Origin of the sequence: Burkholderia plantarii (assembly GCF_001411805.1) — a bacterium.
Lineage (GTDB): Bacteria > Pseudomonadota > Gammaproteobacteria > Burkholderiales > Burkholderiaceae > Burkholderia > Burkholderia plantarii.
Map to the genome: position 1 here is coordinate 2,849,124 of NZ_CP007213.1, position 13,873 is coordinate 2,862,996.

General features: G+C 72.1%; 12 protein-coding genes. 4 read left to right on the forward strand and 8 right to left on the reverse strand.

All coding sequences use genetic code 11. From position 1 onward, the window contains the following. The first annotated feature begins 78 nt into the window (after nucleotides 1-78). A complete protein-coding gene (locus tag bpln_RS28785; protein WP_055140730.1) occupies nucleotides 79-1,908 on the forward strand; it encodes an ATP-binding protein in 1,830 nt (609 codons plus the stop codon). Next, nucleotides 1,898-2,638, forward strand: coding sequence for a response regulator (locus bpln_RS28790; RefSeq protein WP_042628547.1), 741 nt, complete (start codon nucleotides 1,898-1,900; stop codon nucleotides 2,636-2,638). The genes bpln_RS28785 and bpln_RS28790 overlap by 11 nt, the downstream gene beginning before the upstream one ends. Before the next feature lie 36 nt (nucleotides 2,639-2,674). On the opposite strand, the gene bpln_RS28795 is transcribed toward bpln_RS28790, so the two are convergent. Both bpln_RS28795 and bpln_RS34685 read right to left on the reverse strand, forming a co-directional pair. Further along, nucleotides 2,675-3,322 carry a nucleoside/nucleotide kinase family protein gene (locus bpln_RS28795; protein ID WP_042628548.1) on the reverse strand — a complete coding sequence of 216 codons (648 nt, stop codon included), beginning with the start codon at nucleotides 3,320-3,322 and terminating at the stop codon, nucleotides 2,675-2,677. Next, nucleotides 3,319-3,801: a hypothetical protein gene (locus tag bpln_RS34685; RefSeq protein WP_175937993.1), complete on the reverse strand. Its 483-nt coding sequence runs from the start codon at nucleotides 3,799-3,801 to the stop codon at nucleotides 3,319-3,321. Before bpln_RS34685 ends, bpln_RS28795 begins: the two co-directional genes overlap by 4 nt. Before the next feature lie 188 nt (nucleotides 3,802-3,989). Between bpln_RS34685 and bpln_RS28805 the strand changes: the two genes are divergently transcribed. Together bpln_RS28805 and bpln_RS28810 are read left to right on the forward strand one after the other, a co-directional pair. Next, nucleotides 3,990-4,331 (forward strand): FKBP-type peptidyl-prolyl cis-trans isomerase, encoded by a 342-nt coding sequence (locus bpln_RS28805; RefSeq protein ID WP_042628549.1) that lies wholly within the window; start codon nucleotides 3,990-3,992, stop codon nucleotides 4,329-4,331. Between the two features lie 56 nt (nucleotides 4,332-4,387). Continuing rightward, nucleotides 4,388-5,173 (forward strand): AraC family transcriptional regulator, encoded by a 786-nt coding sequence (locus tag bpln_RS28810; RefSeq protein WP_055140732.1) that lies wholly within the window; start codon nucleotides 4,388-4,390, stop codon nucleotides 5,171-5,173. 230 nt (nucleotides 5,174-5,403) lie between these two features. On the opposite strand, the gene bpln_RS28815 is transcribed toward bpln_RS28810, so the two are convergent. The 6 genes from bpln_RS28815 to bpln_RS28840 all read right to left on the reverse strand — a co-directional run bounded on the left by bpln_RS28815 (nucleotide 5,404) and on the right by bpln_RS28840 (nucleotide 13,820). Continuing rightward, nucleotides 5,404-6,570, reverse strand: coding sequence for a glycosyltransferase family 4 protein (locus bpln_RS28815; protein WP_042628551.1), 1,167 nt, complete (start codon nucleotides 6,568-6,570; stop codon nucleotides 5,404-5,406). Then, the gene (locus bpln_RS28820; RefSeq protein WP_042628552.1) at nucleotides 6,570-7,778 is read right to left on the reverse strand and encodes a glycosyltransferase family 4 protein; all 1,209 of its coding nucleotides are present in this window, start codon (nucleotides 7,776-7,778) and stop codon (nucleotides 6,570-6,572) included. Before bpln_RS28820 ends, bpln_RS28815 begins: the two co-directional genes overlap by 1 nt. After that, on the reverse strand, nucleotides 7,775-9,259 hold the full coding sequence (locus bpln_RS28825; RefSeq protein WP_055140733.1) for a glucose-6-phosphate isomerase: 1,485 nt from the start codon (nucleotides 9,257-9,259) through the stop codon (nucleotides 7,775-7,777). The genes bpln_RS28820 and bpln_RS28825 overlap by 4 nt, the downstream gene beginning before the upstream one ends. A gap of 13 nt (nucleotides 9,260-9,272) precedes the next feature. Then, on the reverse strand, nucleotides 9,273-10,409 hold the full coding sequence (locus bpln_RS28830; RefSeq protein WP_055140734.1) for a glycosyltransferase: 1,137 nt from the start codon (nucleotides 10,407-10,409) through the stop codon (nucleotides 9,273-9,275). Nucleotides 10,410-10,605: 196 nt separating this feature from the next. Beyond that, nucleotides 10,606-11,556: a glycosyltransferase family 2 protein gene (locus bpln_RS28835; protein ID WP_042628555.1), complete on the reverse strand. Its 951-nt coding sequence runs from the start codon at nucleotides 11,554-11,556 to the stop codon at nucleotides 10,606-10,608. A gap of 38 nt (nucleotides 11,557-11,594) precedes the next feature. Next, on the reverse strand, nucleotides 11,595-13,820 hold the full coding sequence (locus bpln_RS28840; protein ID WP_042628556.1) for a polysaccharide biosynthesis tyrosine autokinase: 2,226 nt from the start codon (nucleotides 13,818-13,820) through the stop codon (nucleotides 11,595-11,597). Nucleotides 13,821-13,873 lie beyond the last annotated feature (53 nt).

Sequence of the window (13,873 nt, forward strand, 5' to 3'; positions counted from 1 at the left end):
CCGCCGGCCCGGGCCGGCCGCACCGCCCCGCCATCGCGCGCCACCACCGCCCGCCATCGCTCGCCTCGCCCATCCAGCATGAAAGTCGGACTCACGTCGAAACTGTTCCTCGCGATCCTCGTCACCTGCATCGCCGTCGCGCTGGCGATGAGCGCAGCGATGCGCTACAGCTTCGAGAGCGGCTTCGGCCGCTACCTCGTGGGGCGCGACGACGAGCTGGTGGATCGCGTGACGAAGGCGCTCGAACACGATTACGCGGAACACGGCAACTGGGCGTTCGTCACCGACCGGCCCGCCGCGTGGCAGACCTTCATGCGTTCGGTCGCGCCGATCCTGCCGCGCGCGGCGAGCGGCGCCGAGCACGCCGACGAATGGGATCCGGCGGGCTGGGGCGGCCTGGCGCCGGACGGTCGCCACGGCCCGCGCTGGCCCGGCGACGGGTTCGCCGCGCCGGACGGCGGCGGCGCGGGCTGGCCCGGCGCGGCGGGCGGGCCACCGCGCGCCGCCGGCAGGACCGAAGATCGGGGTGGTGAGCGAAGCGGCGGCCAAGGCGATGACCTGAACGGCGGCGGCAATGACGGCGGCCGGCCCGGTGCGCCGCCGCATGACGGCGCCGGCCACGACACCCAGGATGCCGCCCGCCCCGCGCCGGCCTCGACGGCCAACGCGCCCTGGCCGCCCGACGCTCGCGGCGGCACCCGTCCGGCCTGGAGGGACGGCGCGCCGCACGAGCCCGGCTGGCCGCCCGGCGCGCCCGCCTTCGCGAGCGGCGCCGTCCCGCGCGGCGGCTGGCACGGCGGCCCGCCCGGCTTCCGGCATCCGCCGCCGATCGCGCTCTACGACGCCGCCAGGCACCGCATCGCCGGCTATCCGCCGCCGCCCGACACGCCGCTGCACGCGTTGCGCGCGAACGGCGCGGTGGTCGGCTGGCTCGCCGTCGCGAAGCCGGGCGGCTTCTTCTACGAGGCCGACCGGCGCTTCCAGACCCAGCAGCTGCGCGCCACCTGGCTCATCGCGATCGCGGCCGTGCTGCTCTCGGCGCTGGTCGCGATCGTGCTGGCGCGGCGCATCCTCGCGCCGGTCCGGCGCATCGTCCACGCCACCCACGAGCTGGCCGACGGCCACTACGCGGTGCGCGTCCCCGAGCACGGCGGCGACGAGCTGGGCCGGCTCGCGGCCGACTTCAACCGGCTCGCGGCCGCGCTGGCGGCGGCCGAGCGCGCGCGCCGCGACTTCTTCGCCGACATCTCGCACGAGCTGCGCACGCCGCTGGCGGTGCTGCGCGGCGAGCTGGAAGCGCTCGAGGACGGCGTGCGCCGCCCCGATGCGGCCACCTTCGCCTCGCTGCAGGCCGAGATCGCGCTGCTCAGCAAGCTGATCGACGATCTGCACGAGCTGTCGCTGGCCGACATCGGCGCGCTCTCGTTCGAGATGATTCCGGTCGACGTCGCGCGGGTGGCCGAGATCACGGCCGAATCGTTCGGCGAGCGGTTCGGCGCGAAGCGGATCACGCTCGACGCACGGATCCCGCGCGAGCCGGTGCCGATCTCGGGCGACCCGCACCGGCTCGCGCAGCTGCTGCAGAATCTGCTGGAAAACGCGCTGCGCTACACCGACCCGGGCGGCCAGGTGCGGATCACGGTGGAGGCCGACGGCGAGCAGACCCGCGTCGACGTGCTCGACTCGCATCCGGGCGTGCCCGACGCGATGCTGCCGCGCGTGTTCGACCGGCTGTTCCGCGTGGACGTCTCGCGCAGCCGGCAGAGCGGCGGCTCGGGCCTGGGCCTCGCGCTCGGCAAGCACATCGTCGAGGCGCACGGCGGCAGCATCGCCGCGCGCCGTTCCCCGCTCGGCGGTCTCTGGATCCTGATGCGGTTCCCCTCCCTGAAGCCCGACCATGAACACTGACCGTCGCGGCCCGTCGATCCTGATCGTCGAGGACGAGCCGAAGCTCTCCGCGCTGCTCGTGGACTACCTGCATGCGGAAGGCTATGCCACCGCGATCGTCGCGGACGGCCGCGAGGTGGTGCCGCACGTGCGCGCGCATGCGCCGGCGCTGGTGCTGCTCGACCTGATGCTGCCGGGGCGCGGCGGCCTGGACATCTGCCGCGAGCTGCGTACCTTCTCGACCACGCCGGTAATCATCCTGACCGCGCGCGTGGACGAGATCGACCGGCTGCTCGGCCTCGAACTCGGCGCCGACGACTACGTCTGCAAGCCGTTCAGCCCGCGCGAGGTGGTGGCGCGCGTGAAGGCGATCCTGCGCCGCATCGACAACGCGACGAAGCCGACGCCCGGCGAGCCGGCGGCAACGCCGTTCGAGATCGATCCGGACCATCACGTCGCGCGGCTCGACGGCCGCAACCTGCACCTGACGCCGGTGGAGCTGCGCCTGCTCGCGCTGCTGGTGGACAACCCGGGGCGCATCTATTCGCGCGACTTCCTGCTGCGGCGGCTCTACGACGACCATCGCGTGGTCACCGACCGCACCGTGGACAGCCACGTGAAGAACCTGCGACGCAAGCTGCAGGCGGTGCGGCCCGAGCGCGACTTCATCCGCTCGATCTACGGCGTCGGCTATCAGTTCGAACTCGAGGGGGAAACGGACGAGGCGGCGCGGCGCGCGCCAGGCCGCTGACAGCGGCGCCCCGTCACGAGAAACCGGAACGGCGCGTCAATGCTGGCCGTTGACGACGCAAAAATCGGCCGGCACCGAGCCGCCCAACACGAGATCGACGTTCGGCAGGTCGTTGCCGTCGAGCTTGGCGAGGATCGCCGCTTCGTCCATCCCGTAGCCGTGCCAGCGCGCGGCGAGCCGCTCGACCAGCACCGCGCGCGGCACCTCGAGCATCACGGTGGTGTCGAACGCGGCGCGCAGCGGCGCCCAGGCGGCATCGTCGAGCAGCAGGTAGTTGCCCTCCACCACCACGATGCGCGCCGCCGCCGGCACGATCGCCGCGCCCGCGCGCGCGATCTCGATCTCGCGATCGAACACCGGCACGGCGACATCGCGGCCGTCGTCGGCGGCGAGCCGCGCGAGCATCGCGGCCAGGCCGTCGACGTCGAACGTATGCGGCGCGCCCTTGCGCGCGCGCTGGCCGCGCGCGTTCAGCACGCGATCGTCGTAGTGGAAGCCGTCCATCGCCAGCAGCGCCGCGTGGCCGGGCGCGCCGTCGTTGAGCGCCGCCACCAGCCGCGCGGCGAACGTGCTCTTGCCGGCGCCGGGCGGCCCCGCCACGGCCACCAGCCGGCGCGCGCCCGGCGCCGCGTCGCGCAGTTGCGCGAGCAGCGCCGCGAACCCGATCTCGCGTGTCGTGCTCATGGCAGACGGCCGCGTCCGGCCTGCCGGAGCGCCTCCCGCATGGACCTCGGCCGGGCGCGCGCGCAGCGCAGCGCGTGCGAGACCGGATCGCGCCCGTCTTCCCGGAGCTTGCGCCCGCTCGCGTGGATTGCTTCGAGCGGCTGCCCGATCGCACGCGACGAAAAGCACTCGCGCGGACTCGGCCCCGCGCGGCCCGAGCACACCGGCGCGCGGAACACCTCCGCGAAGTCGATGCTGCCCGAGCCCAGGTGGCCGCGATGCGGATCGCCGCCATGGACATCACCGAGATGCGCGCCGGTTTCGCGTATCGCCGTCATCACGTCGGATTCCTCGATGTTCATATGACACAGGGGTGCAGGTGGACTGTCACGCTCGGCCGGCCGATCCGCTCGCACGCAGCGGTTGACCACTTCGGGGCCGCGCATGATGCCGTCGCGCGCGGCGGCCCCGGCGACCCGGCCGAGGATCTCCACCGACATCGCCACGCCGGCCGCCGTGGCCGGCACGAAGTTCTTCCGGAACGCGGGGTAGAGAATACCGCAGACGTGGCGCGCGCCGCATTCGAACGCCCCGCCCGCGCATGCCGGCGGGCACGGAAACCGAAGCCGCGACGCCCGCGCCCGGCTCCCCTACAATGGCGGTTTTCCGTTCAATTCAGGAGTTGCAGATGACCGTCGTCACCACCGATTCGGGCCTCAAGTATGAAGAACTGACCGAAGGCACGGGCGCCGAGGCCAAGAGCGGCCAGTCCGTCACCGTCCACTACACGGGCTGGCTGACCGACGGCCAGAAGTTTGATTCGAGCAAGGACCGCAACGACCCGTTCGTGTTCGTGCTGGGCGGCGGCATGGTCATCAAGGGCTGGGACGAAGGCGTCCAGGGCATGAAGGTGGGCGGCACGCGCCGCCTGACGATCCCGGCCGCGCTCGGCTACGGCGCGCGCGGCGCGGGCGGCGTGATTCCGCCGAACGCCACGCTGGTGTTCGAAGTCGAGCTGCTGGCCGTCTGAGGCCGGCGCACCGGGCCGCTCCTCGCGCCTTGTCGCCGCCTCACGCGCCATCCACGATGCATCCGCACCCCGTCGCCGGTCCGTCCGTCTCGCTGCGCCGCTACGGCGTGGCCGAGGCGTCGGACCTCCACGACTTCCATCAGGTCGTGCTCGGCGTGGACGGCACGATGGTGATGGCCGTCGACGGCGTGGCCGAGCGCATCGACGGCCGGTGCGCCTGGCTGATTCCGGCCGGCGCGCGCCACGACTACGCGGGCCTCGGCCCGAATCGTCAACTGGTGCTGGATCTGCCGGTGGCCTCGCTGGCCGTGCCCGAACGGCTGTTCGACCGCGCGCGGCCGTTCGTGCTGACGCCGGCGCTCGGCGCGCTGGTGGATGAACTGGCGGGCGCGCTGGTGGACAGGGGCGCCGCGCGCGGCGCCGAAGCCGCCATGCATGCGCCGCCGCCCCGGCTCCACTGGCAGGCCGCGACGCGACTCTGCGAGGCGCTGCTCGGCACGCCGCCCGGGCGCGGCGGCGGCGCCGGCCTCGATTTCGCGCGGATCGACCGCTGGCTGCGCGCGCGGCTCGCCGAACCGCTGCGCGTGGCCGACCTGGCCGCGCATTGCGGCTTCGGCCCGCGCCGGTTCCATCAGCTGTTCGTCGAGGCGTTCGGCGAGACGCCGCATCGCTACCTGCTGAAGCTGCGGCTCGACGCGGCCGTGCTGCGGCTCGCGAATCCGGCCCACCCGCTGGCCGCGATCGCCGCCGACGTCGGCTTCGCCGACCAGAGCGCGTTCACGCACGCGTTCACGCGCCGCTTCGGCATCGCGCCGGGGCAATGGCGCGCCGGGCGGCATTGAGGCCGCGCGGCACGTCTTCAACACGCTCTCGCCATACCCGATGCTCCGCGCGCCGTCCGGCCGCGACGGGCTTTTCGCTTCCGGCCGCCGGAAATTCCCTGATGCAACGTAACGGACCGAACCACGCCCGCCGGCTGGCGCGATCAGCTCGCACTTCGTAGCATCAATCCGCGTCGGGCGGCGTCGCGTGGCCCGGCGAACGACGCGCCCGCCGAACCGAACCCGCCGCCTCAACCCGCCCGGATCGCCTCGTCATACACCTGCGCGACGCGCTTCGCGATCACGGCGTTGTCGAAGTGCTCGCGCGCGTAGCGCCGGCAGGCGTCGGCGTCGGGCAGCTTCAGCGTCCCCGACAGCGCGCCTTCGAGCCCCTCGGCGATCGCCTCGGCGCCGGTGCCGCGCAGCACGAGGTCGGGCGAGAGCCCCGAGACGGCCTCCGGCAGCCCGCCCACCGGCGTGACCAGCACCGGCGTGCCCGAGGCCAGCGACTCCACCGTGATCAGCCCGAAGCCTTCGAGCGCGACGGTCGGCACCACGCTGACGGTGGCCGCGCGGTACAGCGCGGCCAGATGCTCGTCGGGCACGAAGCCGAGCAGCTTGACGTGGTCGCCGAGCCCGGCGGCGTCGATGCGCTGCTGCAGCTCCTCGGCCAGCCGCCCCTTGCCGGCGATCAGCAGCAGCACGTCCGGATGGCGGCGCCGCACCGTGTTCACGGCCTCGATCAGGTCCTCGAGCCCCATGCGCCGCACGAGCCGCCGCACCGCCAGCACGATCGGCCGGCCCACCGGCAGCTGCAGCTTGCGGCGCGCCTCGGCCTGCGTGATCGGCAGGTCGAACTGCGCGGTGTCCACGCAGCCGGGCACGATCCGCACCTTGTCCTGCGAGATGCCGTAGCGCGAGGTCAGGATCTCGCCGAACGCGCTCGACAGCACGATCAGCCGCGAGGCGCGCGCGTAGACGGCCTGCTCCAGGTAGCGCTTGGCGCGCTGGCCGAGCGAATCGGCGCCCTCCACCTGGCTCTCGTCGGCCCACGGCCCCTGGAAGTGCGAGACCTGCGGGATGCCGCGCGTGACGTCGAGCCCCGGGAACGTGTAGAGCGCGAAATGCGACGACACCACGTCGGGCCGCTCGTTGCGGATCACGTCGCGCAGCGCGCTGCGCGCGGCCATCATGCGGCGCGGCAGCGACTGCGAGGCCGGCCCGAAGCCGCGGATCGCGCCGCCGGTGTCGGCCGCCACGCGCCCCGAGCCGGCCACCACGCCGCGCACGGCCACGCCGGCGCCGGGCAGCGCGCCGACCAGCGAGTAGTACATGCGGTCGAGGCCGCCCGCGCGTTCGGGGAACCAGTGCATGCCAATCTGCAGCGACTTGATCGTCGAGGGGGAAACGTCTTTCATCACAATGGCTCCTGCGTGGCGACGGGGGCGGGTCCGGCGACCGCGGCGGGGCCGGGCGCGCCGTGCGCCGATGATTGGGAAGACGGCATCAGCCGCCGGTACAGCGCGAGATACTGGGCGCCCATCTGCGCCCAGCCGAACTGGTCCATCAGTTCGCGGGCCGCGGCGCCCATTTCACGGCAGCGCTCGCGCGAGCGCGCCAGTTCGCCGATCGCGCCGGCCAGCGCGTGCGGATCGTCGGGATCGTCGAGCACCACGCCGCAGTCGGCCGTGATGATCTCCGCGCCGCCGGCGGTGCGCGCGGTCACCACCGGCAGGCCGGCCGCCATCGCCTCGAGCAGCGACAGGCTCATCGCCTCGTAGCGCGACGGGAACACGTAGGCGTCCACCGACGACATCAGCGTCGGCATGGTCTTCACCAGCCCGAGGAAATGCACGCGCCGCTCCAGCCCGAGCGCGCGCGCCTCGTCCGGATACGGGCTGCCGGGCAGGTAGCCGGCCACCGCCAGGTGGACGTGCTCGGGCAGCTTGGTGAGCGCCTTCAGCACCGTGCCGAGATTCTTGCGCGGCGTGCGCAGGTCGCCCACGAACAGCAGCAGGAACGCGTCGTCGGGCAGCCCGTAGGCGGCGCGGTCGGGCCGCGCGCCGGCGAACGCGCGCGTGTCGACGCCGTTGTAGATCACGCCGACGCGGCTGCCGTCGATGCCGATCCGGCGGATCTCGTCGGCCACCTTCCCGGAGACCGCCACGATCGCGCGCGAGCGCCGGTAGGCCCAGCGCTCGAGCACGGTGTTGGCGCGCGTGTAGACGTACTGGTAGGCCGACCACAGCCCCTTGGTCAGCGCGAACGGGTAATAGCGGCTCGCGAACCAGCCGCCATGCACGAAGTGAGCGGTGTTTACGTCGGCGCGCACCCACGAGATGAAGCCGTTGACGTGCAGCACGTCGTATTCGGCGCGATGGCGCGACAGCCACAGCGCGCTCTTGAGCGCGAACACCTGCTGGCGCAGCAGGTTGGTGGGCCAGAAGCGGCCCGGCCGGACCGGAATCCAGCGCACGCGCGGATGCTCGAGCAGCTCCGGCGCGACGTGCGAGGCGACGAGCGTGACGTCGCACTGCTCGGCCAGCGCCGCGCGCGCGATCTCGTAGTTGACGCGCCCCTGCCCGTCGTTGTGGCGTACCACGTGGGTGACGATGGCGATTCTCATTGGTCTACTCCCCGTATGCGTCCGGCGGCGGCTCGCTGGATCTTCTGCCAGTGCGACGCGGACAAGATCGAAAACAAACTCATGAACAGCAACGACCCTCCCGTACCGATCAGGGAGTTGGTGAAGACGAGCATCGCGAAGATCGAGATCGCGAGACTCACGCAGGCGGCCACGTACTTGTCGTCCTTGAGCCGGAACGAGACGCGCAGCGCACGCGCGAGCAGCCAGAGCGTGCCGGACAGGTAGAGCAGCGTGCCGGGCCAGCCGAGCACGAACGGCACGTTCATCACGCCGCTGTCGAAGCTGCCGTATTTGCCGAGTTCGCCGCTGTCGCTCGACAGCTTGGTGGACGAGCCGGTCGCGCCGAGCCCCTCGCCCGCCACGTCGGTGAACGCGGTCTGCGCGAAGGTGGCGTAGAACTTGTTGCGATCGTCGTAACTGCGATCGTCCTTGAGGTTGGTGATCGATTCGAGCCGCTGGCCGAGCCGGTCGGCCACCGGGCCGACGGTGAGCAGCGGCACCGACAGCCCGGCCAGCACCATCGCGCCCACCACCATGCGCACCCGCACGCGGTTCGACGACTTGGCGAGCTGCACCGCGAGCGCGATCACCCAGCCGCCCCAGGTCGAGCGCACCAGGCACAGCATGAACGCGATGAAGCCGGCCGCGCCGGCCAGCCAGCGCACGCGCTGGGTGGCGGCCAGCATGAACACCAGCGCGCCCATCATCGCGAACGCGAACGGCCCCGACGAATTCATGGTGCTGAACACGCGCACGCCGTAGGCCACCGGCTCGCCCTGCGAGGCCATCTGCGAGCCGACCATCCACAGCACGTCCCAGCTCGGCATGATGAAGAACTGCACCATCCCGTAGGCGCCCATCACCAGCATCCCCCAGATGAAGGTGGACATGATCACCTCGCGGTACTCGGGGTAGTCGCGCGCGTTCACGGCGATGTGGAAGCCGATCAGCACCGGGTAGATCCAGTTCGCCAGATCGTAGGTGGCGGCCAGCACGCCGGCCGACACCAGGCCGATTAGATAGGCATAGCCGAGCCCGAGCAGGATCATCAGCATCGGCAGCCCGCGCCGCTGCGCGAGCACGCGATAGTGGCGCAGCAGGCCGAGCCCCGCGATCATGGTGACCGCGAGCGGCGCGATCTGGATCAGGCTGGTGGGCGTGTAGGCGCCGCGCGACCAGTCGGCGAGGCGGCGCACCTCGGGGCCGAGGAACCACATCCACCAGAGGAAGCCGACGTAGCGCGCCGGGCTGCGGAAGTACAGCCACAGGCCGGTGGCGATCGACAGCGCCGGGAACGCGAGCGTGAGCACCGAGCCCTGGTGGGCCAGGATCAGCAGCGCGGTGATGGTCCAGAGGCCCGTCTGCGCGGCCCAGTGCTTCGGCTCGCTCAGGAAGCGGCGCGCGCGCTTGCGCGAGCGAGCCCGCAAAGGCGCGGCGGCGGGGACGGCGGGCGTACTCATGGCGGCGGCGGGCTCAGTTGGACGGTGTGCGCGAGTCGGCCAGCGGCAGCGGCGCGGCGGCGCCGGCCGGCGCGCGGCGGCGCTGCAGCAGCTCGCGCGTGATGCGCGCGTGCTGGGCGGCGAACTGCCCGGTGGTGAGGTCGCGTTCGACCAGCCGCGTGGAGGCCGCGCGCGCGAACCCGAGCGCGCGCTCGGGCCGCTCGACCATGAGATCGGCGGCGCCGCGCATCGCGCTCGCGTCGAAGGCCGGCACGTAGGCCGCGCAGTCGCCCGGGAAATAGTCGGCGAGGCCGCCCACGTCGCTGACGATCATCGGCTTGCCCACCGCCGCCGCCTCCAGCATCACGGTGATGCCCGAGGCGTGATGGTTCGGCCGCAGCGGCACCACGATCACGTCGGCCCAGTCGTAGAACTCGCGCTGGCGCGCGATGCCCGACACCGAGGCGATCTCGACGTTGTCGCGATGCAGCTCGCGCGGAATCCGGCGCCGCGTGGCGAGCTTCACCTCGTAGCGCGGCAGGCCGCCGAACGCCTCGATCAGCGTGGTCCAGTCGCGGTCGCGGTCGTTGCCGATCGCGGCGATCCGCAGCGGCCGGTGCGGGGTCCAGGCCTCGGGCCAACGCACCGGGAAATCCTGCGTGTTGAGCCCGTAGTAGACCTGCACCGCGTCGCGCTGCAGGTATTCGCGGCACAGCAGCGCGTTGTCGCGCGCGAGCGTGGTCAGCACGTCGGCGCGCGCCAGCAGCTTGCGGTAGACCCAGCGGCGCAGCGCGCCAAAATGCGGCCAGCGGTCGAGCAGCCAGACGCTCTGCGCGAGCAGCAGCGCGCGCGTGCCGCGTGCGCCGGCCAGCTTCAGCACCAGCGCGGCGGCCAGATGCTCCTGCTCGGTGTGCGTCCAGATCACGTCGGCCGCCAGCAGCGCCTCGCGATTGCGCCAGGCATGGATCGCGTCGAAGCCGAGCGCGGCCTTCAGCGCGCGCCGCGCGAGGCCGACGAAGCGCGACTCGCGCGCGTCGCGCGAATAGCTCATCGCGAACTCGTCCGATTCGGCATGGTGATAGCCGTACAGGCAGCCGATGTTGTCGCCGGGGCGATAGGTGCGCGGATCGGCGCCGTAGAACAGATGAACGTGGACGTTCGTGGCGGTCATGCGAGGGCTCCGGGTTCGGATGATCGGGGGGTGCGCGGCGGCGGGCCGGGGCGCGTCGTGCCGGGCTGCGTGGCGCCATGCGTCGCTTCAGGCGCTACCTCGCGACGCAACCGCGGCGCCGGACGCGACGCACGGCGGGCAACGAGGCGGACCAGCGGCGGGCGGCTCACGCGCGGCTCCGGTTCGGGCGGCGGGCTCAGGCGGCCGCGAGCGGCTGGCTGCGCGCCGGCGTGTCGCGGCGCGCGGCGCTCGCGCCCTGCCGCACCGCCCGCCAGCGTTCGCGCACGCGCGCGCCGTTGCGCGAGCCCAGCGACAGCACCACGTGCGCGAGCCCCGGATAGACGCGCGTGCCGACCAGCAGGTACCACCACCAGGCGATCTCGCGCTTCGGCTCGGGCAGGTGCTCGCGCAGCGTCAGGTGCAGGTTGTAGGCCGCGTTGACGATCGCGTTGCGCGAGGCGGCGTCGCGCCGGTCCTCGTCGAAGCGCTCGGCCGGGTAGTGGTCGACCGCCACCGCCGGGTCGTAGACGAGCTTCCAGCCGCGCCGTTTCACGGCCATGCTGAACGCCATGTCGTTGTGGGTCTGCGCGCCGGCGCCGCGCAGCCGCGTGTCGAAGCGCAGCCCGTCGATCGCGTCGCGCCGGTAGATCATGTTCGCGCCCTTCAGCATGTCCACCTCGCGCGCGCCGCCGACGCCGAGATGATGGTTGCCGACCAGCTTGCCCGACAGCGTGACGCGGCCGACCACCGGCCGCGCGTCGTCGATCACGCGGCCGCGCTCGTGAACCCAGTCGCGGCCGCCCAGCGCGCCGAGCCGCGAATCGGCGTCGAACGCGGCGGCGATCCGCTCGAGCCAGTCGGGACGCGGCGCGGCGTCGTCGTCGGTGATCGCCAGCACGTCGCCGTCCGAGCGTTCCAGGCCGCGATTGAGCGCGGCCACCTGGCCCGGCACCTCGATCGGGGCCACCTTGAGCGGCAGCGCGCCGCGCACCGCGGGGTCGGCCAGGCAGTCGTGGGTCGCGACGTCGTCGGGGCGCGCCACGACGATCACCTCGTCGGGCGCGCGCCGCTGCCGTTGCAGCGCGATCAGGCAGCGCGCGAGGTCGGTGGGACGCCGGTAGGTCGGCACGAGTACGGAGAGTTTCATCGGATCGGATCCTCGTCGTGGTCGTGGTTGGGTTTGCGTCAGGCGCTCAGGTATTCGTGGACCGACGCATAGCCGCGGCCGTAGCCGCGCGCGCGCGCCGGCACGCCGTTGAAGATGCCGCCCTGCACGTGCACGCCGGCCGTGCGCAGGCGCTTGATCGAATCGCTGATCTCGCCCTCGGTATGCATGCCCGAGCGCAGCACCAGGAAGGTGGAGCCGGCCAGCACGCCGAAGATGGTCGCGTCGGTGACGGCGAGGATCGGCGGCGAATCGACGATCACGGCGTCGTAGCGCTTGCCGAGCCCGTCGAGATAGAGCGCGAGGCGCGGCGACATCAGCAGTTCGGACGGATTCGGCGGACGCTGCCCGGTGGGGATGAACGACAGCCCCGGCACCTGCGTCTCGCGGATCGCCTCCTCCAGCGCGATCTGCCCGCTCAGCAGCTCGGACAGGCCGTTGCGTCGCGGCACGCCGAAGTAGTGGTCGAGGCCGCCGCGGCGCATGTCGGCGTCGATCAGCAGCACCCGCTTGCCCGAATGCGCGAGCAGCGCGGCGAGGTTGACGGTCAGGAAGCTCTTGCCGATGCCCGGCGTGGGGCCGGTCAGCACCATCACGCGGTTCCTGGCGTCCATCAGCGCGAACTGCATCGCGGTGCGCAGGCTGCGCAGGCTCTCGACGCTGAGGTCCTTCGGCCGCGCGACGGCGAGGATCGGCCGCAGGTCGCTGCCGCTCTTCCTGGCCTCGGCGTCGAGCCGTTCGAGTTCGGCGCTCTTCGGGATCAGGCCGTACATCGGCAGGTTGAACATGCGCTCGACGCGCTCGGCATCCTCGATGCCATGGAACATGTTGCGGCGCAGGAACACCACGCCGGTGCCGACGATCAGGCCGAGGATCACCGCGGCCGACAGGATCAGCACCTTCTTCGGCTTGACCGGCACGCCGGGGCGCAGCGCCGCGTCCACCAGGCGGATGTTGCCGCCGGTGCCGGCGCGCTGCACCGACAGCTCCTGCACGCGGTTCAGCAGCAGTACGTAGATGTCCTCTGCCACCTTGGCGTTGCGCTGCAGCGCCACCGCCTTGACCTCGGTGGCGGGCAGGCTGCGGAACTTGTCGGCGTACTTGTCGCGCTCGTGCTGCAGTTCCGCGAGCTGCTTGTTGGCGGCCACCACCATCGGGTGCTCGGGCGTGAAGCGCTGCTCGAGCGAGGCCAGTTGCAGGCGCTGCGCGGCGATCTGCTGCTCGTACTGGATGCTGCCCTCGAGGTAGACCTTCGCCTCGTCGCTCGCGTTGATCGAGCCCGAGGTGCTCTGGTAGTCGGTCAGCGCGGCCTCGGCGCGCTCGAGATCGGACTTCAGGCGCGGCTCCTCGCTCTTCAGGAAGTCGAGCATGCGGTTCGCCTCGGCCTGCTTGCTGTTCACGTGCTGATGCAAGTACGACTGCGCGAGCGCGTTGGCGATCATCGCGGTCTGGTCCGGGTCCTTGCCTTCGAGCGAGATCTGGATCACGCCGGTCTGCTTGCCCTGCTCGGCCACCTGGATCGCCGACTGGAACGCCGTGATCGCGTCGAGATCGTTCTGGCGCACCACGGTGAACTGCGTGCCGGGCCGCGCCACCAGCTTGCTGACCGTCAGCGCCACGCCGTTGCCCTCGTCGCGCTCGCCCACGCGCCCGCGCAGCAGCAGGCCGCCATCCTCGTCGGCGAGCGTGTAGGTGCCGTTCGCGCCGGCCGTCAGCTTGAGCTTCTTGCCTTCCAGCGCCTGCGTCACGTCGATCGAATCGACCACCGCCGATTCGCCGCCCCAGGCATACGAGGTGAGGCCGAACCACGGCGCGGCGAGCTTGCCCGGCGCGGCCAGGCGCGCGGCGATCGCGCCCAGCAGCGGGAACGTGTTCGGCGTGACCGAGAAGTTCAGCTTGCACTGCTCGACCACCGGGCCGACCACGCCGCGGCTCTTGATGATCTCGATCTCGGCGTCGGTGGCCGGGGTGGCCGGCCCGCTGTTGATCATGGCGCCCGTCTGGGTCTGCGTGAGCGCCTGGGACGTGTTGTCCGCGGCTTCGACCCGCACGTGCGCGTCGGCGGAATAGATCGGCTTCGCGAGGTAGCAGTAGACGCCCGCGAGCGCGACGATCAGCGCCGCGATACCGAGCAGCAGCCAGATGTCGTCGAGCACGACCTGGATCAGCTGGCCGAGGACGACATCCTCGTCGTCGGGCTTCGCGGCGAGATCCGCGTAGGGGTGTTTGACTTGCGTATTCACGATGGCTTGTCCGCTCCAGGTTCGGTCGCCGGCATCGGGTGCGATGCCGGCGCGGT

Excerpts from the sequence above, each read along its gene's own strand:
- bpln_RS28785 (WP_055140730.1), top strand. The coding sequence starts at position 79 with ATGAAAGTCGGACTCACGTCGAAACTGTTCCTCGCGATCCTCGTCACC.
- bpln_RS28790 (WP_042628547.1), top strand. The coding sequence starts at position 1,898 with ATGAACACTGACCGTCGCGGCCCGTCGATCCTGATCGTCGAGGACGAG.
- bpln_RS28795 (WP_042628548.1), bottom strand. The coding sequence starts at position 3,322 with ATGAGCACGACACGCGAGATCGGGTTCGCGGCGCTGCTCGCGCAACTG.
- bpln_RS34685 (WP_175937993.1), bottom strand. The coding sequence starts at position 3,801 with ATGTCGGTGGAGATCCTCGGCCGGGTCGCCGGGGCCGCCGCGCGCGAC.
- bpln_RS28805 (WP_042628549.1), top strand. The coding sequence starts at position 3,990 with ATGACCGTCGTCACCACCGATTCGGGCCTCAAGTATGAAGAACTGACC.
- bpln_RS28810 (WP_055140732.1), top strand. The coding sequence starts at position 4,388 with ATGCATCCGCACCCCGTCGCCGGTCCGTCCGTCTCGCTGCGCCGCTAC.
- bpln_RS28815 (WP_042628551.1), bottom strand. The coding sequence starts at position 6,570 with ATGAAAGACGTTTCCCCCTCGACGATCAAGTCGCTGCAGATTGGCATG.
- bpln_RS28820 (WP_042628552.1), bottom strand. The coding sequence starts at position 7,778 with ATGAGAATCGCCATCGTCACCCACGTGGTACGCCACAACGACGGGCAG.
- bpln_RS28825 (WP_055140733.1), bottom strand. The coding sequence starts at position 9,259 with ATGAGTACGCCCGCCGTCCCCGCCGCCGCGCCTTTGCGGGCTCGCTCG.
- bpln_RS28830 (WP_055140734.1), bottom strand. The coding sequence starts at position 10,409 with ATGACCGCCACGAACGTCCACGTTCATCTGTTCTACGGCGCCGATCCG.
- bpln_RS28835 (WP_042628555.1), bottom strand. The coding sequence starts at position 11,556 with ATGAAACTCTCCGTACTCGTGCCGACCTACCGGCGTCCCACCGACCTC.